At 51.2% G+C, this 24,440-nt stretch carries 24 protein-coding genes; 7 read left to right on the forward strand and 17 right to left on the reverse strand.

Going from position 1 to position 24,440, the window contains the following annotated elements; all coding sequences use genetic code 11:
* Positions 1 to 57: 57 nt before the first annotated feature.
* Positions 58 to 1,494, reverse strand: coding sequence for an MOP flippase family protein (locus tag ACAW87_RS20910; RefSeq protein WP_370725592.1), 1,437 nt, complete (start codon positions 1,492 to 1,494; stop codon positions 58 to 60).
* 21 nt (positions 1,495 to 1,515) lie between these two features.
* Positions 1,516 to 3,639, reverse strand: a complete 2,124-nt coding sequence (locus ACAW87_RS20915) for a hypothetical protein (RefSeq protein WP_370725593.1) — start codon at positions 3,637 to 3,639, stop codon at positions 1,516 to 1,518.
* Between the two features lie 107 nt (positions 3,640 to 3,746).
* Between ACAW87_RS20915 and ACAW87_RS20920 the strand changes: the two genes are divergently transcribed.
* The 3 genes from ACAW87_RS20920 (at position 3,747) to ACAW87_RS20930 (ending at position 6,721) form a co-directional block, all read left to right on the forward strand.
* Entirely contained in the window at positions 3,747 to 4,517 is a 771-nt protein-coding gene (locus ACAW87_RS20920) for a 4'-phosphopantetheinyl transferase family protein (protein WP_370725594.1), read from the forward strand.
* A 24-nt stretch (positions 4,518 to 4,541) separates the two neighbouring features.
* A complete protein-coding gene (locus tag ACAW87_RS20925) occupies positions 4,542 to 5,660 on the forward strand; it encodes a glycosyltransferase family 4 protein (RefSeq protein WP_370725595.1) in 1,119 nt (372 codons plus the stop codon).
* 104 nt (positions 5,661 to 5,764) lie between these two features.
* A complete protein-coding gene (locus tag ACAW87_RS20930; RefSeq protein WP_370725596.1) occupies positions 5,765 to 6,721 on the forward strand; it encodes a hypothetical protein in 957 nt (318 codons plus the stop codon).
* Positions 6,722 to 6,748: 27 nt separating this feature from the next.
* On the opposite strand, the gene ACAW87_RS20935 is transcribed toward ACAW87_RS20930, so the two are convergent.
* From ACAW87_RS20935 to ACAW87_RS20945, 3 genes are all read right to left on the reverse strand, one after another.
* Positions 6,749 to 7,405 (reverse strand): carboxymuconolactone decarboxylase family protein, encoded by a 657-nt coding sequence (locus ACAW87_RS20935; RefSeq protein WP_370725597.1) that lies wholly within the window; start codon positions 7,403 to 7,405, stop codon positions 6,749 to 6,751.
* 143 nt (positions 7,406 to 7,548) lie between these two features.
* Positions 7,549 to 8,535: an aldo/keto reductase gene (locus ACAW87_RS20940; RefSeq protein ID WP_370725598.1), complete on the reverse strand. Its 987-nt coding sequence runs from the start codon at positions 8,533 to 8,535 to the stop codon at positions 7,549 to 7,551.
* Positions 8,536 to 8,556: 21 nt separating this feature from the next.
* Positions 8,557 to 9,015 (reverse strand): nuclear transport factor 2 family protein, encoded by a 459-nt coding sequence (locus ACAW87_RS20945; protein ID WP_370725649.1) that lies wholly within the window; start codon positions 9,013 to 9,015, stop codon positions 8,557 to 8,559.
* Positions 9,016 to 9,235: 220 nt separating this feature from the next.
* Here ACAW87_RS20945 and ACAW87_RS20950 point away from each other — a divergent pair, with 220 nt between their 5' ends.
* Positions 9,236 to 10,153 (forward strand): helix-turn-helix domain-containing protein, encoded by a 918-nt coding sequence (locus ACAW87_RS20950; RefSeq protein WP_370725599.1) that lies wholly within the window; start codon positions 9,236 to 9,238, stop codon positions 10,151 to 10,153.
* A 148-nt stretch (positions 10,154 to 10,301) separates the two neighbouring features.
* Here the strand turns inward: ACAW87_RS20950 and ACAW87_RS20955 are convergent, their stop codons facing one another.
* From ACAW87_RS20955 to ACAW87_RS21010, 12 genes are all read right to left on the reverse strand, one after another.
* The gene (locus ACAW87_RS20955; protein ID WP_370725600.1) at positions 10,302 to 12,554 is read right to left on the reverse strand and encodes a xanthine dehydrogenase family protein molybdopterin-binding subunit; all 2,253 of its coding nucleotides are present in this window, start codon (positions 12,552 to 12,554) and stop codon (positions 10,302 to 10,304) included.
* A 36-nt stretch (positions 12,555 to 12,590) separates the two neighbouring features.
* Positions 12,591 to 13,046, reverse strand: a complete 456-nt coding sequence (locus ACAW87_RS20960; protein ID WP_370725601.1) for a (2Fe-2S)-binding protein — start codon at positions 13,044 to 13,046, stop codon at positions 12,591 to 12,593.
* A 258-nt stretch (positions 13,047 to 13,304) separates the two neighbouring features.
* Positions 13,305 to 14,486 carry a glycosyltransferase gene (locus ACAW87_RS20965; RefSeq protein WP_370725650.1) on the reverse strand — a complete coding sequence of 394 codons (1,182 nt, stop codon included), beginning with the start codon at positions 14,484 to 14,486 and terminating at the stop codon, positions 13,305 to 13,307.
* Between the two features lie 4 nt (positions 14,487 to 14,490).
* On the reverse strand, positions 14,491 to 15,924 hold the full coding sequence (locus ACAW87_RS20970; protein WP_370725602.1) for an O-antigen ligase family protein: 1,434 nt from the start codon (positions 15,922 to 15,924) through the stop codon (positions 14,491 to 14,493).
* A 109-nt stretch (positions 15,925 to 16,033) separates the two neighbouring features.
* Positions 16,034 to 16,939 carry a glycosyltransferase family 2 protein gene (locus ACAW87_RS20975; RefSeq protein ID WP_370725603.1) on the reverse strand — a complete coding sequence of 302 codons (906 nt, stop codon included), beginning with the start codon at positions 16,937 to 16,939 and terminating at the stop codon, positions 16,034 to 16,036.
* The gene (locus ACAW87_RS20980) at positions 16,936 to 18,120 is read right to left on the reverse strand and encodes a glycosyltransferase family 2 protein (RefSeq protein WP_370725604.1); all 1,185 of its coding nucleotides are present in this window, start codon (positions 18,118 to 18,120) and stop codon (positions 16,936 to 16,938) included. The genes ACAW87_RS20975 and ACAW87_RS20980 overlap by 4 nt, the downstream gene beginning before the upstream one ends.
* Before the next feature lie 108 nt (positions 18,121 to 18,228).
* On the reverse strand, positions 18,229 to 18,741 hold the full coding sequence (locus ACAW87_RS20985; protein ID WP_370725605.1) for a YdeI/OmpD-associated family protein: 513 nt from the start codon (positions 18,739 to 18,741) through the stop codon (positions 18,229 to 18,231).
* Positions 18,742 to 18,753: 12 nt separating this feature from the next.
* Complete coding sequence (locus tag ACAW87_RS20990; RefSeq protein ID WP_370725606.1) at positions 18,754 to 19,242, reverse strand: VOC family protein; 489 nt, start codon at positions 19,240 to 19,242, stop codon at positions 18,754 to 18,756.
* A 115-nt stretch (positions 19,243 to 19,357) separates the two neighbouring features.
* Positions 19,358 to 20,539 (reverse strand): glutathionylspermidine synthase family protein, encoded by a 1,182-nt coding sequence (locus tag ACAW87_RS20995; RefSeq protein WP_370725607.1) that lies wholly within the window; start codon positions 20,537 to 20,539, stop codon positions 19,358 to 19,360.
* Positions 20,540 to 20,654: 115 nt separating this feature from the next.
* On the reverse strand, positions 20,655 to 21,290 hold the full coding sequence (locus ACAW87_RS21000; RefSeq protein ID WP_370725608.1) for a Cj0371 family chemotaxis-regulating polar lipoprotein: 636 nt from the start codon (positions 21,288 to 21,290) through the stop codon (positions 20,655 to 20,657).
* A 136-nt stretch (positions 21,291 to 21,426) separates the two neighbouring features.
* Positions 21,427 to 22,056, reverse strand: coding sequence for a nucleotidyl transferase AbiEii/AbiGii toxin family protein (locus tag ACAW87_RS21005; protein WP_370725609.1), 630 nt, complete (start codon positions 22,054 to 22,056; stop codon positions 21,427 to 21,429).
* Entirely contained in the window at positions 22,011 to 22,313 is a 303-nt protein-coding gene (locus ACAW87_RS21010; RefSeq protein WP_370725610.1) for a DUF6922 domain-containing protein, read from the reverse strand. The genes ACAW87_RS21005 and ACAW87_RS21010 overlap by 46 nt, the downstream gene beginning before the upstream one ends.
* Positions 22,314 to 22,722: 409 nt before the next feature.
* On the opposite strand from ACAW87_RS21010, the gene ACAW87_RS21015 reads away from it, so the two are divergent.
* The 3 genes from ACAW87_RS21015 to ACAW87_RS21025 all read left to right on the forward strand — a co-directional run bounded on the left by ACAW87_RS21015 (position 22,723) and on the right by ACAW87_RS21025 (position 24,434).
* Entirely contained in the window at positions 22,723 to 23,220 is a 498-nt protein-coding gene (locus ACAW87_RS21015; protein WP_370725611.1) for a hypothetical protein, read from the forward strand.
* A gap of 128 nt (positions 23,221 to 23,348) precedes the next feature.
* A complete protein-coding gene (locus ACAW87_RS21020) occupies positions 23,349 to 23,972 on the forward strand; it encodes a hypothetical protein (RefSeq protein WP_370725612.1) in 624 nt (207 codons plus the stop codon).
* A gap of 42 nt (positions 23,973 to 24,014) precedes the next feature.
* The gene (locus ACAW87_RS21025) at positions 24,015 to 24,434 is read left to right on the forward strand and encodes a hypothetical protein (protein WP_370725613.1); all 420 of its coding nucleotides are present in this window, start codon (positions 24,015 to 24,017) and stop codon (positions 24,432 to 24,434) included.
* Positions 24,435 to 24,440: the final 6 nt, after the last annotated feature.

Consider the following 24,440-nt stretch of genomic DNA (forward strand, 5'->3'; position numbering starts at 1 on the left):
TGCTATGGCTACTGCCAAAAGCACCCCGGTTTTTGTATATCGAAGAGTTGCTGAACGTTATAGCGCCTGACGAAGCTGTTTCAAATCGGTTATCGAGAACTTGAAAGCCAGCGTGAGCGCACTATAAACCGCCCCGCCAATCACAATTTCAGCAATAGTATTAATAACGCCTTCGTGACCGAAAAATGCTTTGTAAGCGGTGATAGCCCCAACCATGAGCAGGCAAAACAAGATTGGGCGGGCAATATTGCGCAGGAAAACGCCCATGAAGTCGCCGATCAGATACTGAACAATGGCAAAGTTGGCCAGCAGGTTCAGCGCCGTAGCAATCAGAAAAGCCGCCGCCGCCCCCAAAACGCCATAGCTGTTACCCAGCCAGTAGACCAGCGGGATTTTAACGATCAGCGTGGCCAGATTCAGATAAAAAAGCAGGTTTGGTTTGCCCTTCGTAAAAGCGATCGTAAACAGAGGGTGGTTCAGGCACATCATCAGTCCCACAAACACAAAGACCCGAATCAAGCCGATGGTGCCTTCCCAACCCGGCCCGTAGAGTAGCGGCACCACACTGTCGGCGGTAATGTAGAGGCCCGCCAGGAGGGGGAAATTACAATAGCTCAGAATATCCAGAATCTTCAGGTAAAGCCGCTTCAACTCCGCATTGTCGTTCTGCATTTTGGCCAGAACCGGGTAGGCTACCTGCAAAATGATCGGGTTTATTTTGGTAATCGGAAAAATAGCCAGTTGGTACGCTAGCGTGTACAAACCAAGCATTTCGTTGCCCAGCACGAAGCCAATAAACAGGTTATCGTAATTCGATTGAACGTACCCGAGAATACCATCGCCCAGGTTAAAGAAACCGAATCGGAGGTGCTCGCTAATGCCGCTGAAGGAAATTTGCAGAATGGGTTTAAAGAGCGAACTGCCCAGAATAACCTGCAACGTGGTTTTAATGGCCTGGGTAACCAGCTGACCAATCACTAGCGACAGCTCGTGGTAGCCGCTATACGCCATCACCAGCGTGGTGGTGGTGCCTATGAACGTACCTATGATTTCGGTGATAGCAATGGTGCGGAACTGTAACTCTTTTTCCATCAGAAAAAGATAGATCTGCCCAAAGTACACAATCAGAAAGTAGTACGACGAAATGTGCAATACCCGATCCAGACGCGGCTCGTGCTTAAACGACACAATAGCCGGCGTAGCCAGTTGGATGATGCCGAAAATGAGAATCCCAAGCGTAATATTCAGCAGGTAGATCGTCGATAACACCGATCGGTCGCTTTCCTGCTTGTAAATGATTGAATTCGAAAAGCCGAGGTTGGTGAAAAGCTGGAAAAAGGTGAGAATCAGGTTACTCAACGCCACCAGGCCAAAATCGCCGGGAGTAAGCAGGCGGGCCAACACAACCATCTGACCGAACTGAAAAACGGTAGAGATTACCGTAGCAATGGTAATCCACTTCCCCCCGTTAATAGCCGCACTTTTTGTATTCATTAGTCGGTAATAGTGAGCGGTTTAATTAGAGTGTGGTCGCAACGGCCTGGTTGGTTTGAGCAACGCAAAAATGGGGGTTTCACTAACAGGGATCTGAACACTACCATTTAGACTGATAATCATATGTTTTGTCATTTCCTGCCGCAATTTAATAGGGGTATGCAACATAACCGTATCTCCTTTGGGAACGGCTAGCGTATACGTAGCTGTTCGGCCTCGTTCGTCAGGCATCAGCAACACATAGGCTGTCTGCGTAACCCCTCCCGGCAAATTCTGCACGTATCGATCAACAAGGGGTTGGCTGGACTGGGTACGTCGAAGGGTCTCGCGGTAGGTGAAATTACCAATTAACCGGGTAGTCTGGTATAGATAGTCGGCCGCGATTGTTCGGGTTTTATCTTGGTTGATGAGCCCCATCGAACTGAACTGAGTTGGATCGGCCGGATTTTCGTCATACATCTGGTAGAAAAACACCCGATCAATACCCGTTCGCAGGTAAAGCAGAGCCGTGCGCAATGTCCAGTCGGCGCGGGTTTGCTCCACCGATTTAGCGCCGATGGCAATGGCATGAAAGGGGCTGCCGGGATTAGCGTCGTATCCGGCTTCGGTGATCCAGACAGGCATATCGTAGCATAGTTCGTGCGCCAATTTTACAAACGAAGCGGCCTGTTCGCCAACACCGGCCAACTCGGGGGCAGCCCCACGGGTGGGTGCTTTCCCATTTTTTTGCTGCGACGAACCCGCGTCATTGGCATACAGGTGGTGATTGATCACGTCCCAGCACAGGTTTACACGTCCGTCGGGCCGGTAGCCTCTAAACTCGCGGCACCAGTCAACCATGGCCCGAACGTAATCGGTGGTGTGCTCTGCCAACCCGCCAATAACTACCGTAACCGAAGGATCTGCATTTTTTACACCCGCTCCGGGGCCAAGCGTGTTCTTGTGGCCGTCGTAAAAAGCAGATAGGTTGGCGGCATATTCGCGCGCTGTCTGGTAGCCCTGACGGCCTGTCCAGTTTTTGTCGCGCTCATTTTCGCATTCGATGTACCGAATCAGCCCCATCCCGATCTTTTTCTGGTTTACGGGCAGCCAATGATCATGCAGGGCCGTTACGCTCACCAAAGCCGGGTCAACGCGTTTGTTGTAGCCATAGCGGGCCATGTATTGAAACGCCACACGCGCCTGTTCAACGTAAGAAACTGGTTTGGAAAGGTCGCTGCCGTACCGAACCGGATTGTTGCCGTAGTTGCGCTGATCGGCTGGGTACATAGTCTCGAGCCACTTCGGAATGGTCTTCAGACAGGCCAATACGTCGATGCCTTCTTTTTGCAGGCGTTCGTACATCGCATCATAGTTCCAGGCTCCGCTTAGGGTCGGGTTATACGAATACTGCCCTGGCTTCGATTCCAGCTTTTCCCAGTCCATGTAATGCCGCACAGCCGCGAAACTGCGCATCGGCGGTACGCGGGTTTCATCGATTACCAGCGATTGAGCCGGGTCTTCCAGATTCCACTCAAACATATTGACGCCCACCGCCTGCCGAAAAAGCGTTTGCCGGGTCGGAGGCGTAGTATGGGTTGTTTGGCCGGGCGTGTAGCTGCCATATAATTCCATCTCCGACGGATAGGCCCCGGAGGTACTGATGAGCAGATACCGAGCGCCCGAAATGGGTTTCTTCAGCCGGAACGTACCTGGAACGGCCGGATCAGGGCCAACCCATTCATCGTATTTATCGCCCACGAACCGGGCAATCGGAATGCGTTTCCAGTCGGCGGTGATGATGAAAAGCGTCATCGGCTTGTCCAGATTCTGATCGGCGTAATCGTAGAGGCGAATCCGATCGATGGTCATCTGCTCGCCGTTTCGAAGCGGGTAATACGCTTCATAAGGCGTGACCAGTTTGTTCCAGCCCGTGTTGACATTCACCTGAGTTTTTCCGTCGAAAAGGGCATCTAACCCATTGCTGACGTTGATAACCTGGTACCACCGTTTGGCGTCGATCGGAATTCGGCCAACGGTATCGAATGCATTGGAAGATAGGAGCGGACTAACTTTGGGCGGATGAGAAGCGGCGTTGTTGGGCCTGTTGAGTAACAGAAGCGTGATGCCCAGAGCGGCGGCCGAAACAAAAAGAAGACGGTTCATTGAGGTGTAGCACCGAAGCACAAATAGCTACAAAACATACTGCCCGCTGCATAGATTTAGACCTAAAATAGCCACCTTCGTCACGTAATTCTCTCGTGTATATAGCCTTGCTGCCAGAACTACATATCGACCTGCTTGCTGATGTATGCTGGAAACCGTGGACGGGTGCGCTTGAACCAAATAGTATGGCCGTTTTCCGGTATCATATACAGTCAACTGATCAGTTGTGGTTGCATAACCTATTAGTGCCTGACGAACAGCAGCGGGCCACCAGATTTCGGCAACTAGCTGACAAAGAGCGGTTTGTTTCGGGGCGCGGTTGGCTCCGCTGGCTGATCGGGCAGCTTACCGCTACCACACCACAGCACGTTGGGCTGGCAATAGGCCCGTTTGGGAAACCCGAACTACTTGCGTTTGTTAATGAGCCTGTTCATTGGCACGTCAACGTTTCGCACGCGGGCCAATGGGTGTTGTTGGCCGTTGGCAACGTACCTGTTGGGATAGATGTAGAATGGATAAACCCCGACTGGGGCTACCAGGCGCTTATTTCGTCGAGTTTCAACGCGGAAGATCAGGGTTATTTAAGCATCAGTGCCGATCCTAGAACGTTGTTCTACACGTTTTGGACCCGGAAGGAAAGCCTCATTAAAGCGACCGGACAAGGATTGACAAATGACTTCATGGACATTTCTGCGTCAAAAGGGGTATATCGGGCTGTAGATGACCGGTCGGAAATGGCGCTTACGTGGCAAACGACGAGTTTTTCAGTGTCGGCTGGGTACGTTGGCGCGGTTGCTTATCAGTTGTCAGAAATACCTGTCCGATTTTTTACGCTTGAAACGGCTAAATCCGGCCTTTCTGCCCCTTGTACTGACTAGCCAGACAGGTGGCGTGTATACCCTATGATTATTGGCATTGAAGCCCAGCGGCTGTTACGGCCCCACAAACACGGTATGGACATTGTTGCGCTGGAGACCATCCGGGCGCTTACTGCTCACCGTGAGCACGAATTTGCCGTGTTCGTAAAACCCGATACTGACCGGGCCTGCCTGCCCACGTCGCCCAACCTCCGCGTGGTTGAATTAAAGGGCGGCCCCTACCCGGTTTGGGAACAGTGGGCGCTGCCAAAAGCCGTTAAAAAGGCGGGAGCTACCTTGTTGCATTGCACGGCCAATACCGCCCCGCTCCGGTCATCGGTGCCGGTGGTATTAACGTTACACGACATTATTTTTCTGGAAAAAGCCATTGTTGGTGGTACCGCCTATCAGCGATTTGGCAACGTTTACCGCCGCTGGAACGTACCTAACGTGGTGAAAACAGCCAGTCAGATTCTGACCGTTTCGCATTACGAGCGGCAACGGATTATTGATCATCTTCGGGTATCGCCCGACCGGGTCACCACGGTACACAATGCAGTTAGTAAGCAGTTCACAATCATCGATGACACGGCCCAACTAGACGAGGTGCGGGCGCGATTCAAGTTGCCTGCCGAGTTTATTTTTTTCCTGGGCAATGCCGACCCTAAAAAGAACGTACCCAACGTGTTGCGGGCGTTGCTGCTGCTGAAACAACGCGGCCAGCTTACCCTCCCGCTTGTGATGGCCAATGTGTCGGCCGAGTACGTCGACAAAGTGCTGAACGAAACAGGAACAACGGCCCTGAAACCCGACATTGTGCTGTGTGGCTACATTCCGAACACCTTGCTGCCAACAGTCTATAACCTGGCTACAGTGTTTCTATGCCCATCGCTCCGCGAAAGCTTCGGACTACCCATTCTGGAAGCCATGGCCTGCGGAACCCCTGTACTTACGGCCAGCACGTCGGCCATGCCCGAAGTGGCCGGTGACGCCGCCCTATTGGCCGACCCTGCCTCTCCCGAAGCTATGGCCGACCAACTAAATCGGTTGCTGACCGACAGTGAGCTATGCACCAGCCTTCGTCAGCGTGGCTTTGAACGGGCCGCGCTTTTCTCGTGGGCCAATACGGCGCGGCAATTGATCGACGTGTATAAAACAGTTTGACGTTTGATGTTCGGGTTTAATGTTTAGTGTCTGACTAGCAGCGCAACCGCACCGGCGGACCGATCAAACACTAAACATCAAGCCCAAAACACCTCCATTTTCCTATGCTTCAGCGATTACTGCTCAAATCACTCTACCTCGTTGCGGCGGTGCGGTATCCGCATTATCGGCGTGATCTGCGGTATTTTGTGCGCGATAATTATTTTGCCCGCCTGAGTCAACTGCGCTTCTGGAAAGCTGATTTCGTGACCAGGAAGCCGTATAAAGTAATTGAGTTTTACGGCGAATTTGATCAGGAAGTGCGGTATGCCATGCCGTTTGCGTATTGGCATTACCTGAACGGCACGCTGAAACAAACCATTTCGGCCAAAAACACCCGCCCGTTCTATTTTTTCAGCCCCGATCACGTTGAAAAGCACGATAAACGCGTGTGGGAGGCCGGGTATGGTAATTACAGCATTCCGAATATGACCCACGCGCCCAACTACGATTTCTCGAAATGGACCAGCGTGCCGTTTAAACAATACTACCGGAACGAGTTATTTGTGTATGACAAACCGCTTCTGGTTATTGCCAATAAATACAACATTGAGTGGGATAAGCCGCCCATCAATTTTCTGGATATCCCGTCTCTCGACCGGTTGATTTCCAGTCTGAAGAGTCACTATCAGATCATTTACAATCGGCCGTTGGGGGGGCAGATTGTGCTCGACAACAGCGAAATCATGGATCTGGGCGAACATGCCTGGCTGAAGACAACGCACCCCGATGTGTTGCTGATGAATGATCTTTTCGAGCGCCATCGTGAGCAGGTCGACAATTTTAATCACCTACAACTGATGGTCTACGCCAACTGCGACCGGTTCATTTCCATGCATGGCGGCACGGCGGCATTGGCCAGTTGTTTCGGGGGTATCAACACGTTGCTCTCGCATCCCGGTGGTGGTTTCGAGCACGATTTCGACGAATACAAAAACCTCTTCCCCGCCCTGTCAGGGGCTAGAATCCTTCACGCCAAAAACCGCGACGAACTGTTTAGGTACGTAGACGCGGAATACTAACGATTGTGCAGCGCGTATTCTTTTTTACTAACGCCTTGCTGCTGTTACCTGCTTTAATACAACTCGGCCTGCATCGGCTTCCGATTTGCCGACGTTGGTTTCAATTACCGCCATCGCTTGCTCCAATTGAGGGCCGGTCAGGCCTACATGTAAACAGAGCCCTAGATGGCTTTGCAACATGGGTTCGACGCCCCCGATACTGGTTAGTACCGAAATGGTCGTCAGTTCGCGGTCGGCATAACTGAGCACGTCCCGCTCGAAGATATCGGCAAACAGATGTTCTTTCAGAAAAACCTCTATCTCCGGGCTGAACGCCGCGTAGCCCCGCTTCGGACCGGTTTCGGGTTGCCCGGTCAGTTGTTCAAGTACCTTTTTGCCGCGCTCATACTTGGGTACGTTGCCGACAATCGGTGACGCTTCCTTACCAACGTTTTCGGAAATACCTTTTTTCTTCCGTTCGTCCAGCACCGCCATAAACGTTTGTAATCCACGGATACTTCGGGGAAAACCACAATACGCATACAGATGGACCAGCACTTCCTTGATTTCATTAACAGTCAGCCCGGCATCCAGTCCCGCACTCAGGGCTGGTTGCAGTTTTTGTAAATCTCCTTTAGCCGTCAGGGCTGAGATGATAACGATTTGCTGTTGATTTGACGATAAGGCCACTGGTTGATTTACCATTTGTTGCGCGTTGAGCCTACTGACAAAAAGCAGACTACAGATTACCAGTAAAAGACAGTCTATTCGCATAAGTGGGTACGTCCGTTAGCCAGGTTAGCATTATCTGCGGCACTAACGTGAGTTGTTTCAACTGCTTAATGGAGCTACCGGTCAATCATCTTTTGCGCCTGTTCAGAATACCGTCCGCCTTGCACGTCGATGCTGGATAGAGCCTCTGCAATAGATGCCAGATCATCGGCACTCAGTGTAATAGAAACCGACCCAAGGTTCTCTTCCAGCCGGTGGATTTTCGTGGTGCCGGGAATGGGCACAATCCACGGCTTTTGGGCTATTAACCACGCTAGCGCAACCTGGGCAGGTGTAGCCCTACGCTCATTGGCCATGCTGCCGAGCAACTCGACCAGCGCTGCATTCGCTTTCCGGTTCTCTTCCGAAAAACGAGGAACCGTATTGCGGAAATCCGTTTTGTCGAACGAGGTGTTCTCGTCAATTTTTCCGGTCAGAAATCCTTTCCCCAGCGGGCTGAATGGCACAAAGCCAATCCCAAGCTCTTCCAGTGTGGGCAGAATATCGGCTTCCGGTTCGCGCCACCAGAGGGAATATTCACTTTGCAGGGCCGCTACGGGTTGTACGGCATGAGCCCGGCGAATGGTATTGACGCCTGCTTCCGACAAGCCGAAGTACTTTACCTTTCCTTCCTGAATCAGGTCGCGAACCGTGCCTGCCACGTCTTCAATCGGTACGTTGGGGTCAACGCGATGTTGATAGAACAAGTCGATGACGTCGGTTCGTAACCGTTTCAGGGAGGCTTCGGCAACGGCCCGGATGTTCTCGGGACGGCTATTGAGCCCGGTCTGCTTCCCATCCTGAAAATCAAATCCGAATTTTGTCGCAATGACTACTTTGCCTTTGAACGGTTCGAGGGCTTCGCCAACCACTTCCTCGTTTGTATAAGGGCCATATACTTCAGCCGTATCGAAGAAGGTAACGCCCTGTTCAACGGCGGCCCGGATCAGTTTAATCGCTTCTCCCTTTTCCGTAGCCGGACCATAGCCAAAGTTGAGGCCCATACAACCCAACCCAAGGGCTGATACCTCCGGCCCATTGGTTCCTAATCTGCGCGTTTGCATCGTATTCTGTGTTGATACTGCTTAATGCTTAATCACGTGCGTATCCCGCACGCTGCTAAATGTAAGGGCCAGCATTTTCCAGGTACGTCCCTGTTTTTTGTAGGCCTCGGTAACGGTAAACTCGGTTTTCGCCTCTGCGCCCCGAACCATTGCCACCAGCGTAATGCGGCTCCAGATGATGGCCGTGTTGTCGTCAAAAAACTCAACCGCCACATCGTGTACATCGGCTTGCTTGTACCAAATGCTCCCGGTTTTAATAATCTCGAGTTCTTCGTCCTTTTTCCAGGTGCCACTCATATGGACAAATTTTGACTTGTCATCGAAGAGTTGAGCCAGTTTGTCCACGTTCTTATCGGCCATCCACTGCCACTTTTGCTTCGAGAGGTCAATAATTTCCTGTTCCGCGCTGGTGCTAGAACTTGTTTTACTGGCCTGGGCAAACGATACCTGCCCGCTTACCAGCAGCAAGTAAAGGCCAATACTTAACGCCTTCCAACAGGCGTTCACTCTTTTGTAATTACTGGGTACGTTCACGGCGTTTCGATTACTAGGTGCGTTTGCAGGGCAAAGGTCTCGCCATTTATCATGCTGACAGGTATACAGATTACGGGAGTTACTACCACTATTACTGATTCGCCTGCACATGTCAGACAGCATGTTTATAAAGCAATAATTTTGAGATAGCTAAACCAACAAGGCAATGGACACCCTGCGACGATTCGAGACGATCACTGATTACAACGTATTCAACAACCACGAGACGCTACACCCACTCATCAGTGTAGTCGACTTCTCGAAAGCAGATCCCAGAACAGGGTCGGGTATGTACTTTGGTTTCTACGCCATTCTCCTGAAGGATGTAAAATGTGGCGATCTGGTATATGGCCGCCATACCTATGATTATCAGGAAGGAACGCTGGTTTTTCTGGCACCGGGTCAGGTAGCGGGCCTGAATAGCAATGGGGAGACCTATCAGCCCAAAGGTCACGGGCTGGTCTTTCACGCCGATTTGATTCACGGTACAGCGCTGGGGCGCCACATGCAGGATTATACCTTCTTCAGCTACCAATCCAATGAAGCGCTGCACGTGTCGAAACGGGAGCGTGAACTGGTGCTGGATTTCTTCGCGAAAATCGAGTATGAGTTACAGCATGCCATCGACAAGCACAGTAAGCGACTGATCGTCAACAGTATCGAGTTATTCCTGAATTACTGCGTCCGTTTCTATGACCGTCAGTTTATCACCCGGAATCACGTGCATCAGGGCGTTTTAGAGCGGTTTGAGAATCTGTTGAACGCCTATTTCCTGACTGATAAACCGCACACGATCGGGTTGCCTTCGGTAGCGTATTGCGCGGGTGAACTGAATTTATCGGCCAACTATTTTGGTGATCTGATCAAAAAAGAAACAGGTAAAACCGCGCAGGAATACATTCAGGCGAAGGTGATCGAGGTGGCCAAAGAACGCATCTTTGACCAAAGCAAATCGGTCAGTCAAATCGCCTATGATCTGGGGTTTAAGTACCCTCAGCATTTCAACCGGTTGTTCAAACAACGGGTTGGCCAATCGCCCAACGAATACCGCCGGGCCACCGATGTGGAACTGCATGAAAATTGATAGCTTGTACCATATGCCCGTCAATACTATTCATTCGCCAAAACGTAGCTAGCCGGAACCGATTAGATCAGTTCCGGCTAGCTACGTATAGTTATTTTCAGAAATAAGCAGCGCTTATTCAACTAATTATCGTACCAGACTACTGGCTCTAAACCCGCTTGTCTAACTCAGGTTTGAAGGGTTGATTGTAGAAACGCTTGCCCCGATTTTTGTACAAGGCGTTGGCCACTGCGCCAAACACCGGCGGGAAAGGCGGTTCGCCCAGGCCGGTTGGGTCGAGGTCGTTTTCTACAAAGTGAACCTCAATCTTCTGCGGAGCCTCGTTATGACGGATCATCCGGTAATTGTGGAAATTGTTTTGCTCAGCGGCCCCGTCTTTGTGAGTTAGTGACCCGTAAAACGCATTACCGATTCCGTCGACTACCGCGCCCTGCACCATGTTTTTGGCTGCATCGGGGTTCACTACAATGCCGCAGTCTATGGCGCTGAATACGCGTTCTACGTAGGGTTCGCCCTCGCGGGTAACCATATCAACAACGTGGGCCGCGTAGGAGTTATGGCAGAAGTAAGCGGCTACACCCCGGTTATACTTCTCGTTCCCTGGCTTGTTCCAGCCTGATTTGTCGCGCACCAGCGTGAGCACACTCGCATACCGGTCGGCGTCGTATTCATTGTTTTTGCCAACCGGATTTGCCTTGGCCCGCTTCAACAAGTCGAGCCGGAACTCGATGGGGTCTTTACCCATTGCTTCGGCCACTTCATCCAGAAAGGATTGTTCGGCGGCGGCGTTGAAGTTGGAGCGTGGCGCCCGGAATGCACCGATCGTAATGTTTGACGGAATCTCCCAGCCTTCGGCCAGGTAGTTATCTACCGCACCGGCCGGAAAACGGTTGGCGTGTACAGGATGCTCCGGGATGCCGCCCCCTTTCACATGGAAACCGATCAGGTTTTTGTTCGCATCCAGCGCGGCGCGATAGGTGGCCGTATACATGGGGCGGTAGATGCCATACGTCATGTCATCTTCGCGGGTGTAGATCAGCTTAACCGGTACCTTAGCTTGTTTGGAGATCATCGCCGCTTCGTAGAGGTATTGGGCATAGGCCCGACGACCAAAACCCCCTCCCATGCGCGTCATCTGAATCTCGATCTTGTCGGCCTGCAGGTTTATTAGTTTGGCCAGCGTCGGTTCCGCCCAACCCGGTGCCTGTATTGGTCCGGCTACTATCGCTTTTTCGTCGGTCACATGGGCGAAGAAGTTCATCGGTTCCATGCAGTTATGGGCCAGAAACGGCGCATTGTAGGTACGTTCGATCACTTGCGCTGCATTTTTGAATGCCGCTTCAGGGTCGCCGTCTTTCCGCAATTGCTTAGCCGGTTTGCCGGCCAATTCCTGCATTTTTTCAAGCTGGGTAGCGGTTGTTTCAAGATTTCCCGGCACGGTAACCTCCTGTTTCCCGCCCCGGCCCATCATCGTGTCTTTCACATCACCGGCGGGTTCCCACTGGGCCACCAGCTTTTTGCGGGCATTCATGACCTCCCAGGTGGTTTTGCCCACCACAACCAGTAAATCGTTGAACGTACGGGTATCGAAACCGCCCTGCTGGAAACCGTCGGGATACAGTTTCAGGGTAAACACATCCTTGATACCCGGCATTTTGAGGGCCTGCGACGCATCGAACGATTTGAGTTTCATGCCGAAAGCGGGCGGATGCTGAATCATGGCGATCATCATCCCGTTGGCCCGGTAGTCTAGCCCGAAGAGTGGTTTGCCGGTGACTATTTTTTTGCCTTCAACGTTCTTCTTGGAATTTCTGACAACAGTGAAGTCGTTCGGAGCTTTCAGCTTCATGCCTTTGGGAACAGGTAGCGTAGCGGCTTTGCTGGCCATTTCGCCATATTTCGCCGATTTTCCACTCGCGTGAGACAGCACACCTGCTTTGGTAGTCACTTCGGCGACAGGTACGTTCCAGGTTTGGGCGGCGGCTTCGCAGAGCATCTGACGGGCAGCGGCACCGGCCTCTCGCAGGGGTTTCCAATACATACGCACCGAATTGCTGCCTCCGGTAAACTGCGGCCCCAGTTTCGCGTTATCGTGCGGGCCCATTTCGACGAGTACGTTTTTCCAGTCGGCGTCCAGTTCTTCGGCCACCATCATCGGTAGCGACGTCATCACGTTCTGGCCAAACTCTGGGTTAGGGCAAATGAGTTTGATCACGTTGTCGGGCGTGATCTGAATGTAGCCATTCAGTTGCGCCCACTGCTCCGGCAAGTTCAACAACTCCAGTTTATCGGCGGCTATCGCGTTGGATAACCAGCTTACGCTAAGCAACATACCGCCACCCGAGAGTAGAGAAGTCTTTAAGAAAGAACGCCTGTTATATGTAGTTCTGCTTGTTTTCATGGTCAAGGTTCTGATTGCTAGTTAACAACAGGGTGATTACTTCTTAGCCGTTGATTTGATGGCTTCTTTGATGCGTAGGTACGTGCCACACCGGCAGATGTTGCCACTCATAGCAGCATCGATATCGGCATCGGTAGGTTTCGGATTGGTCTTCAGCAATGCAGCCGCGCTCATGATCTGGCCCGACTGGCAGTAGCCACATTGCGCCACGTCGTGTTCAAGCCACGCTTTCTGCACCGGATGATCGCCGTTGACCGACAGGCCTTCGATGGTGGTAATGGCCTGTTTGCCAACCACCGAAACCGGCAGCTGACAGGAGCGAACCGCCGTGCCGTCGAGATGAACCGTGCAGGCTCCGCACTGGGCAATACCACAGCCGTATTTGGTGCCGGGCATGTCCAGATGGTCGCGCAATACCCAAAGCATGGGCGTCGATGGATCGACGTTTACCTGCCTGATTTTTCCGTTAACTTTTAGATTGTAAGTAGCCACAGCGATAAGGTTTATTGGGTAGTAATGAGCGTTTTATAGACGGTATTGATCATTACAAAGATCTCATTTATACTGGTTATAATTGGTAGACAGATTACGGATATTACTACCAATATTACTGATTTCGACGGGGACAGGATGTTCAACGTCTAACGTTCAATGTCTAACGTTGCGCGGCTAATACAAGCACAGCCTCGTTGAGTGGCAACGCGACTTTAGACGTTGAACGCTAGACTTTTGGACTTTGAACTTTAGACCTTAAATCCTTCTAAACACTTCCTCAAATTCCTCGGCGCGGTGTGTCCAGGAATTAGCGCGGGCCATGGCTACTCGGGCTTGGATGCGCTCGGGGCTGTTATCGGTTAGGGCATGCCGGAGGGCTTTGGCAAAGGCTTCGGGCGTGTCGGCTAGCTCAACAATACCCGCAAAATCGTCGAGAATAGAAAAGGGAGTAGACACAACGGGTAAGCCGCCCGCCAGATACTCGTTTATTTTCAGCGGATAAATGGTGTATGTGTGCGCGTTGCAGGCAAACGGGATCATGGTGGCTGACAGCCCGGCCAACAGCGGCGGCAGATCGGCCGGTTGGTGAGGCGGGGTAAACACAACGTTTGGTAACGCGCCAAGCCGCTGAGTGATGGCCGGTTCTTTGATCTCGCCAATAAACTGAAACGTTACGTCGGGCATAGTGCTGACACAGTGTTCCAGAATATCGATGTTCAGTCGGTCGTCGGCGGTGCCGAGGTAGCCAACAACGGGTTTGGCTGGTGGATTTTGCTCGATGAGCTGACGTACCTGACTGAAAAGGGGGAAGTTAACGCCGTTTTTCACGCAAAAGGCATTGGGCTGTAATGCCGATTTGGTGCGCCTCAGAGTTTCGGAAGTGGTCACCACAGCGTTGACCCGACGCAGGTATTCCGGCTCGAACCGGCCGCCGTGCTTGCTCATCCATTTAGAAATGGTGATCTCATCGAAGCAGTAGTAAATGGTACCCGCTTCGTTTAATTTTCCCAGCATCGATAACCCCAATGTAGGGTGCATGCCGTTGATAATCAGTGGATTTTCGAAGTTCAATGAAGCCATAACCTTGCGTAGACCGGCTACGAGTCTACTGGTGTTTATGGCTAAGAGCCGATCATGCGGGCCGGAAGGCATAAAGTTGATGGGCACCATCATGGGCGGTTGCCACACATGAACCACACTACCGTCCTTCCCCGGTTTGGTTGTCAACGGATTATCGAGGCGCAGCACAGATCGCACAGGTACGTCTTTCTGGCGACCAAGCACCCCCATCAGTACATCTTTAGCAGTATGTTGATAGTCGACGTACAGCACCCGATGGCGCACCGCCAATTCGCACATCAGCTGAACAACGGCTTTCTGAAAGTCGCCTTCCCAGGTGGTCTGACCAACGCAGATGATACTATCGAACATAAACAGCAAACTATTTTGATTTCTCCCATCGCATCGCCGAGGCGAAAAGCATGGAATTGATATACATCATGGTACTGGTCGGAAACTGCCCCAGAATTGGGTTAGAGTAGCTAACTACGCATATACCGATGAATTCGCAGAGGAGTACGAGCATCAGTGTGGTCAGCCATGGGTCTTTGATCTGCCAGAGTTGCCATATGCCTGTCAGAATGATGCCTGCGAGCACAAACAGATACAGGCTGAGACCAACGATGCCGGTTTCCATCCAGATTTGAACATACCAGCTATCGGTCGGAATCTGCGAGGCCCAATGCCAGGGTGTAAACCGTTGCCCGGCCCCCGACGAACTACCGATGCCCGCCCCAAAGGGCAGGTCTTTTAAGTAGCCCCGCAGCCGTTCCTGATTTTCGAGCCGGACCAGAAATGATTCATCTTTGGTGGGGTGCAGGGCTGTTCTGATGCGGTAAATCTGGTATACGCCGTCGCCCAGGTGGGTGAAATACAGAATACAGAAAAGCGGAATGCCCACAATGGCACTGTAAATCACGGGCATCAGTTTGCGTTGCAGCACCAGAAAAGCACCAAAGCCACCGATCATAACGAACAGCGACGAGCGCGTGCCCGACACGGCAAATCCCCAGAAAAGTAGCAGGACCAAACCCAGATACAGCCCCCAGTAATACCAGCGTCGTTCGGCCATGAGCAGGATAATGCAGATGAGCGTAACCCCGGCCATTTCGGAGCCAAATTGCCCGGCATCGGAGTAAAACGAAAAACTCCGCAACTGACCCCACAAAATGTGGGTACGTGCTGCGCCCGCCGCCAGCCAGTTCAGCTCGGCCTGTTCCAGACTGATGTATTGTTGCTTGAACCCCCATAGCGCCGCCAGCACCGACCACACCAGCCAGGTCTTTATCAGCAGCCACACATCCTGTTTGGTGATGGGGTTAACCAGTACGATAATAGCGATGAAGAACCAACTCAGCGAAAACGACCGGGCATGGTAAAACCAGGCTGGTGGATACGGTGAATCGGGGTTGAAATACTCGAGAATAGTGTAAAAGCCCCACAGAATGACCAGAAAAAATGCGGGATTTTTCAACCGGTTCCAATCCATGCGGCGGGCGTTGATGAACGTTCCGGCCATTGACAGCACGAGCACCCCATCCAGAATGAGCCCCACCTGCACATCGCTATCCAGAAAACGAGCGGCTCCGATCAGAAAGCTAAGGTTGGCGTAGATATAAACGCCAATGCGCGGTTCCAGCAATACGCCCAGCAGCACCGCAATACCGATGGGAAAAGCGATGACCATCAGGCCGCCCATGATGCCGAATTTGGCAATGAGCATACCCGCCAGCAAAGCCAGTGCACTGCCCAACGCCCCATATATCCAAGGGTTGTAGCGCCACCGGCTGGTCAGTATGGAAAGTTGGTCAAGCATTAGGTGTTTACTTTTCTGAAGTTTGTTGTTTGTTGTTTGTGGTTGCGTTGCTGGATCAACAGTTACGTAGATTAGCAGCGCAACCACAAACCTCAAACAACAAACTTTTCTACACCGCCGATGCCGTGCCGTGTTTCAAATTCCAGAGCGTTGCCTTCAAGAATGCGTTGGCGTGGGCGGCGCGGCCTTTTAGCCAATACGAAGCTACGTGTTTAGGCAGTACTGCAACGGCAAAAAAACCATAAAAAACCATTCGTTGCGCCCACGAGCCATGCCGCCGGATAAACAGAATGCGGTTGCGGGTCAGGTAATAGGTGCGGAGGAGGCTTTCGCGGCCCACTGAAGCCGACTCTTTGTGCCAAACCGTGGCCGTGGGCTGGTATTGAATCAGAAAACCGGCATTGCGGATGCGTTGCGACCAGTCGAGTTCTTCGTAATACAGGAAAAACGCATCGGCAAAACGTCCCACCCGGTCAACTACAGCCCTACTCACCAGCATAGCACACCCATGTGCAAACGGCGACGTACCCGGCTGGTCGAACTGTGGGCCGTCGGGCTGATTGAACCCAACCAGATGCGCTGTGCCGGTAAACATATTCATGGGGCCGTAACCCGCAAACTGCACCAGATTCGGCGCATCGAAAAACCGGATCTTCGGACAAACGACGCCCACCGCCGGGTTTTCCCGAAAGGGTTCGATGAGCTCTGTCAGTAAGTTGGGGTCTAGTTCGGTATCGTTGTTGACGATGAAAAAGTAATCACCCGTAGCCGCGTCGATACCGAGGTTATTGCCCCCCGTAAAACCCAGGTTCTCCTCACTGCGAATGAGCCGCGCGAATGGATATTGGGCCAGATCGAGTTGTGTACTGAGGGCGGGCTCCGAGGCATTATCGACCACGATGACTTCAAAAGCCGGGTACGTTAACTGCCTCACCGATTCCAGAAAGAGTCGGGTCATCTCGGCCTGATTGTAATTGATCGTGACCAGCGAAATGAGGGGAGTGTTCGCACTCATGCGTTGTGGGGGGTGTGCATAAACGACTTGAACGCCTTACGCATATTGAGCAACGCCCGACCAAAACTGATCATCAGCGTGAACACCACACCCAGGTCACGAATGGAAAGACGTTTCCAGAGATAATCGGGAATCGACAGGGCCATGCTCAGAAAGAGTGCCAGCAATAGGCTGAAAAACAGTAGGGTTGTGGCGATGCTGGCGGTGAATAAACAGACGAACGTGGTAAGCAGTAAAATGCCCAGCAGTAAGACCTTCGGCAGGGCCATTTCCTGCACCAGTTTAATGCCGCTGAGCCATTGCCCCGCCAGCAAATTACGCATGCCGGGTCGGAAATAGTCGGCCACAAATTGCCATTGGGCGGCAATCCAACGGGTACGTTGTTGCTCGAAAACCGCCCGTTTGGCCACTTTTTCGTCGTAGACATACGCCTTTTCGAGGTAACCGATCTTATGACCACCAACCGCTAGTTTCATAGCCAGTTCTTTATCGAACCCGCCAATGGTGGTGAGGTTGTCCATCGCTGCCTGCATCAGACCCAGTTCTACGGCCATACCCGACCCGATAATGGTGGCCGACAGACCCGCCGCCCGGTAGCCTTTACGGGTGATGTGATTGTTGATTTCCTCGCTGACAGCATCAAGCAGCGCCACCCGCGAACTGTCGGATGTTGTGATGTTTTTGGCTACCCGGTGCCCCTGCACCGCTCGCCAGCCCTGCGCAAACGCGGTGTTTATTCGGCTCAGAAAATCGGTGGCCAGATGGTTATCAGCGTCGGCCACTACCACAATATCATAGTCTGCGGTCGATAACGTACCCAACGCGGCGTTCAACGCTTTGGTCACGGTGGATACCTCGAAGGAGACGGGGAGAACACGTACGGGTAGTTTAGCCAGCGCCTCGAGCGTGTGTGGCTGAAACGAATCGGCAATAACAATGAGGTCGTAGTGGGTGGTGGGATAATCCTGTTTCAGATTGGCCTGAACCGATTCCAGAATGACGGCATCTTCTTTATAGGCTGGCACCAACACGGCAATTCGTCGGTAAGGCTGATCGGGACTGGCGGGTTTATCGTCGGCCCGGCCAAGACGGCCCATGAAGGCGTAGAAAAGGTAGTGGAGCGTGTTGAGAGCCAGGAAGCTAAAGAAAAGGCTAACAAGTAGCTGAAAAACGGTTTGCATAATACTAACCTACAGGGTCATATGAAAAGATACTGTAGGTTTGAAGGTTCAGTGATTTAGACGGTAAAACGCGCATTCAGTAACATCAAGAGCCCGTCAAAAAATTACCTACTCTTCTCGCTTTTTGTAGTAGCGGATCATTTCACCGTAGCCCATACCCATCGAAAAACCGGTGATGGCTTGGGCAATGCGTTTGGCTTTCGTGTCTGCCGTTTTCGCGCTGTCAATCCACTTCGTGTAATAGCGCTGATGTCCAGGTGGTAATGTGTTGAAGAAGGCCTGCGCGGCCGGGTCATCATCCAGGCAAGCCAGTAAATCGGCTGAGTGGGTAAACGGGTCATCATCAACGTCGAGCGACAGCGTCACTGCAGCGCCTTCTTCTTTGCGAATCGCCCGCCGCATGGCCACGTTGACAGGCAGTACAAACGTGCCATCGCCGATCGGAATCAAAGCCACCTGCCGAAGTGGGTGCTTATCAAGCAGCCCCTTTACCCTGAACGAGGTACGTTGACCGGGCTTTAACAGTTCAGCCAACTCTACCGGTATTTCGACGTAGGTCCAGCCGGTTTTTTCGCCGTTCTGACCGTATTTCAGTAGGGTTGTCTTGAATGTGATGGGCATCAGTACACCTGGTCACTCCACTTCTGTCATGGAACGCCAAATTGATTTGGCTGCTGATTGTATAAAGCCGGGGCCTTCGGTTTTTCCCTCATTGAATTCGAAAGTGTAGCCGTCGGGATCTAACACAGAAAGCGTTGTTATTCCCGTCGACATATTCTGCCTTGATGTAGCTATTCCTCGCTGACGAAGTTGCTGTTCGGTTTTCTTTAACGAACTGACCACCAGTGCCAGGTTTGTACCGGCAGGCCGGTTCGATTCTGCCCGCCCTTCAACAAGCCGAATCTGCTGACCGCCACCAATCTGAAACCAGGCCTGGGAGCTGGCTATGCCGCTGGGTACAGCCACCGGTTTCAGGCCAAGTACGTTGTTGTAGAAAGGAATACTGACAGCCAGTGATTTTACCGGTAACACAACATGGCCATATCGTTGAATACCCAGCCGTTCCTGTCCAGCCGCCGCCAGCGAGATGAGCAGCAGCACGACGGTTAATCGTTGTTTCATGCGTTGATTTTTTTCGTTGGCAAGTTACTGGTTCAGGTACGTTATCCCCACTACCCACCCGCCAATAGATGCCAGCCGGGTACGTTCCCGTTGCATGATCTCGCTAAAAAAAGCATTATTCAACAATATGCCCCACAAATTGGGCTGTGTTGTCAATAACAGCACCGCCCCGTCGGAAACCAAGTCCACAGGCTTCACCCGCAAAAAAGACCCCCGCCTGGTAGCGATTCCCCGCTTCATCTTTCGGGAACTCGATGTATTGCTGATAGATGGCAGCCTGATCGCCGTAGTCGCCACCGACGGTTTGGGTAGCCTGTCCGGTTTCGTCGAGAATACGTACGTTGGCCCCTTCGCGCCCAAACAATACTTTCTCTACCGATGCCTGACCGGGCAGGGGTTCGGTACTGGTTTCAAGCAAGAGTGGGTGGTACGGAAACAACTCCCAAAGAATCTTCAGCATGTATTTAGACTGGAATAGCAACGCGTAGGCGGGGTTCAGAATCACCACTTTACGCTCTTTTACCAGTTGGGTCAATATAGTAGCCAGTTCGGGCTCGTCGTGGCCGATGTATTCCCAGGGAATAAGCTTAAACCAGAAATCGAAGCGGGTGAAGGCTCCATTTTCGAAGCGGTAGATGCCTTCGGTGGCTGAAAATTCAACCTCGTCGATATAAGCGAAAGCTGCCTCGAAACCCGCTTCTCGGGCCGCTTCACCCAGCAAGGCCACGTTAGCATCGTCTTCGGGCGAGTCGCGCATGGCCGAGAGTAAAATCGTAGGCGTCAAGTCCGAATTTTGCGCCTTTATTTCCTCGAATTGGGCCACTAATGCTTCAAAAACAGCATTTACCTGCTGACTTTCATCCAGCCCGTTAGCCTTTAAGTGAGCGTATTGCACCACCGCCGTTTCGGGCAGGCACGTAGCCGTATCGGCGTTAAACTCGATGAGCTTGATACCCGGATCGTCGGCAACAGCACTCTTGACGCTCCCTGCCAGATCGAACCGGCCATAGAGCAGAATATTCCGCTCATCGTCCCACGAATGGCGAATGAGGTCGACGAGGTTATCGGGAATGCCCAGTTCAGCAAATCGCTCCTGATCAATAACGTGCTGACCAGCTTCGACCAGCATTTCGAACAGCCGGTTGGCCGATTCGGCGTAGTGCATGGCCTCGTTCACGTTGAGCTGAACAACTTCGTTGGTCAAATAAGGCAGGGTATCGGTGCCCAGCATCCAGTCCCAGCCAATCTGCCGCAACTGCGCATCGGGGGATTGGGGGAGGGGTTTGAGAGAAATCATTACGGTAAATGAGTTTGTTGTTTGTGGTCTGTGGTTTGTTGTTGCGCTGCTAAGTCATCAGTTACGTGGACTGGCAGCGCAACAACAAACCACAGACCACAAACAACAAACTCATTTACCCCGAAAATCCCCGTCCGCCTGAGCCGCGGCTGAAGAAACCGCTACGGCCACCGGAAGGTCGACTGGTTACAACGCGTGATGAGGTAACATTCCGGCCCAGTTGCTGCGACCGGCCGTAAGCCGCCTGATTAGCGTAGGCACCCGAGCTAAACCGTTGTTCATTGAAGCGCGGCGTCATGCTGCGACCCAGCATATAGCCCAGGCCACCCCATAGCAACACATTCGATAAGCCGTTTGAATGGTGTTGACCATACGAACCTGGATCGTTGAAATACCGGCTCGTCGATGGATCGTTTTGCACCAGTTTCCGGGCTGTTTCTACGCTTAGCGTGTCGGTGTGGCCGTCTTTATACTTCACAATGGCTCCCGATTCGCTTGGCGCGGCTTCTGCTTCGTCGGTAATTTTAAATTCGCCGGGAGCGGTCTCGGTAATGACCGAACGGACGCCTTTTTTAAAGGTAACGGTCTCTTCGGCAGGGCCTTCGCCATAGCTGCCCTCTGCTTCGTCAGAGCGGTTGTTGCCGCAACTTTGCAGCAGTACCGACCCGTTGAGAAGGGCAATGGTGAGCGTTGTACCCAGGGTTATGTCTTTAACGCGCCGTAAAAGCGTGCCTTTTCTGATTGTGGTCATACGGTAAGGAGCTTGTCTTAATATACTAAACAACAATCAGCTAGTGCTGGTTGCAACCGCTTTCGGGCGGGCGGTTGCGGGGCGGGGCAAGCGATAAGTAGGCGGGGTGAGTGGGAGACAGTTGAGAACAATCCTGTTAGCTGATCAGCCCTTGTACATATGCCTGAACAGCTTTTAAGATTCGCTGTTTGACCTGTGGCCAAGTTGTATTCTGTAAATCGATTGGGTCTTCCTGTTCATCGGCGTCATCGAAGTAAACCAGCGAACGAACCACTTGACTAGCGTCACTTTGAGGGTACTTTTTAGAGTAGAAGCTAACCATTTTGGCAACTGAGTAGTCTGGAAGAAGCCGGTCAATATCCCAGAAATCCTTTTTGGCACCACGCCCCGCCACTGCGCCTAGCTTCATAGCTATTACATCTGGTAATGAAACTAACCGAATGCCATCAATCAAGTCGACAGGCTCTATGTGTGCATAGTTATGACGAATCAAGTCCACTTTGACTCCGTCAATAATAAATAGCAAGGTTTGCTTGCGGGCTTCAAGTTCATGCGCTTCGCTGAACTGTTCGCGAATAGCATCCTGCACCGCCAATAGGTCGAATGATTCTGGTGAGAATAAGTCTAGATCAATAGAAATACGGTGCCCTAACCGTAGCGATAGGTTTGTTCCGCCAACCAGTGAAAAATCGGCAAGCTCAGGAATGGCGAGAAGACGATTCAGGAGTTCCAGGGTAGGTTTTGCGACTGTCTCCGTGTGTAGCATACAAAGTTTTGGGGTGACAGGTCGAATACGACGCACAAAAAATTGAGCACGTCTTTTTTTAGGTTGGCTGCCTTTATGATCTCCTGTCGGAATCGGTCTGTACCGTAAAAGCGAACCATAGCAATAAAGTCAGCCCAAGTGCCATAATTGGCTACTTTCTCCATGACGAACAGAGACCGTTGTTCAAAGTCAATTTTTTCAAAGTCAATATCCCAAAAGGCTGTTGCCGAAATAAGAGGGCGTTCGTGTGCTGTCATTGATTTACGCTGATTACCTGCTAATGTAAGCTGTGTAGGGCTTAATTTACGCTTTTTTGTTATCCCGACCGCACCGGCGGACCGGTCGGAATGACAAAAAAGCGACTACCCCGCTAACTCCATGGCCAGGAACTTGCCGGTGTAGCTGCCTTTGGTTTTGGCGACTTTCTCGGGGGTGCCTTCCGCAATGATGGATAAGCTGTTTGATATTACAATTCTAACATATATAACTTTTTTCAAACAAAAATATACATATAAAGTCATTTTTTATAAAAGGGGGGAGCCTTGCAAGCATACTGTTTGTAAGGCTCCCCCCTTTTATAAAAAATGACTTTATATGTCAGTACCATATTGAACGTAGAAAGTCGTCGAATGTAAATCATTTCTAACTTAAAAGTATGTTTTGATAATGAACAGAAAGAACTTTCTCAAAAATGCCACCATTCTGACCGGAGGCTTCGCTGTACTAGGATGCGAAAAATCATTGATTTCAGATTTGATCCCGAATGACAACGGAGAGTCTTTAACCGTTGATGAGGCGCAGAATTGGTTTCAGAACACCTACTTGAGAGGGCCTGCCGGTGCTCGTCTGGCAGGAGAAAAAGGTGGGCACAAACGGATAGCGGAATGGGGTAAGGCTAATAAATATAAAGAGCCGGGTAAGCAGGAGTTTGTTTGGGCACCTGTTAGCTATGAAAATGAAAATCGACCTGCTTTGCTGGCTTGGAATGAGTCAACGAGTTACAAGGAGAAGCTGGCAAAGTATTTTGTTCAGCCACTAGTAGAAGGAATTGTCGTGTTAAAGGAAAAGGGAGTAACAAATGCTTTTTTGGTACAGATAGCCTACGATGCTGTTTCTCTAAGAATGAAAGGCAAAATAGCTCGTGAGGATTTTCGGGATGGTTAACCAAGGCTGACTGGAATGACCACTTCATTGATGCTATCGAGTTTAAAGACGGCAAGAGAGTTAATTACTATGTCAACCAAGATAGTAATTCTAAAAACGGTCGTCTTCAACAATGTGCACCTGTAACCGTGACTTATCAAACCGTTACAGGTGTGTCGTGCGGCCCAAATTGTAGTGACATTACTGTTACCTTGCATACAGAGACTCAATATGTATGCACTGGAGACTTTGTCACCTATACTGGGGGCTACTACGGATCTTATTATGACCCAGGGTTCACGTACAGTGGCGGGGGCAATGTCTTCTCAAGTATCAACTCATTTAATTTAAGAACGGCCATAAATGACCCATATAGCACTGCACGAACTCAATTTAGTCAAACCTTAAAAGATGCTGCAAATGCTGTTGGTTTAGCGGCAGGTCTACGTGGACTCACTGTAGATGGTGCTCAAGCTATAGCAGGGGCAATAGGAGCAGATTTGACGGCCTTTTCTTCTTCAACAGTAAAAATTCTAGGTAGGTCAGTTGCTATTCTTGGCTTCGCGACTAGTGCAGGTGCTCTGTATATGGGAATTGCAGAAGACGGTTTCACACTAGACAAAGACGGTTGGAATGCAGCCCAGACGATACTAGGGGGCGTAGGCGTTGTTTTAGCATTCACTTCAGCAGCTCCTATATTTGCTGTGGCGGTAGGGGTAGTCTCAATAGGAATAGCGATTGGGACTACCAACGTCAAACCCGAGGAGCTGTAATTGATTCTGTGAAGTAGTTAAAAACGCTTCTTGATATATGCTATGAAGTACATTCTCCTAACGATAAGAGATTATCATATTGTAAGCTTTCGCAAACGGGGTGATTCAGAAGATGAAGTCTACTCAAATACAAAGCAGGCAATGGTCGCCTGGTTTGCTGGCTGGTATGTAGCTTTTCTCGCTGGTGTCGCAGTGATATCACACAAGTTAGGCTTCAGGCCTGTTTTCGACCATAGCCTGTTGACTGCTTTGATAGTAGGGCTACTTTTACTAACTCCTTATGTATTAGTCATGTGGGCATTTACCGAAAGGATTATGCACTTTCCTGAACTTGTTAATGAAGTAGCTTCTCCTAAAAAGTCGGCCTGGATTGCATGGTCTATTGTGTTAATTGGCCTTTTAATGATTGGCATTGTGCCAATTGTTCTTGAGGCAATCGTACCTGTCCAGCCGCCGAGGTAGGTAGGT

Source organism: Fibrella aquatica, from assembly GCF_041321135.1.
Classification (GTDB): Bacteria; Bacteroidota; Bacteroidia; order Cytophagales; family Spirosomataceae; genus Fibrella; species Fibrella aquatica.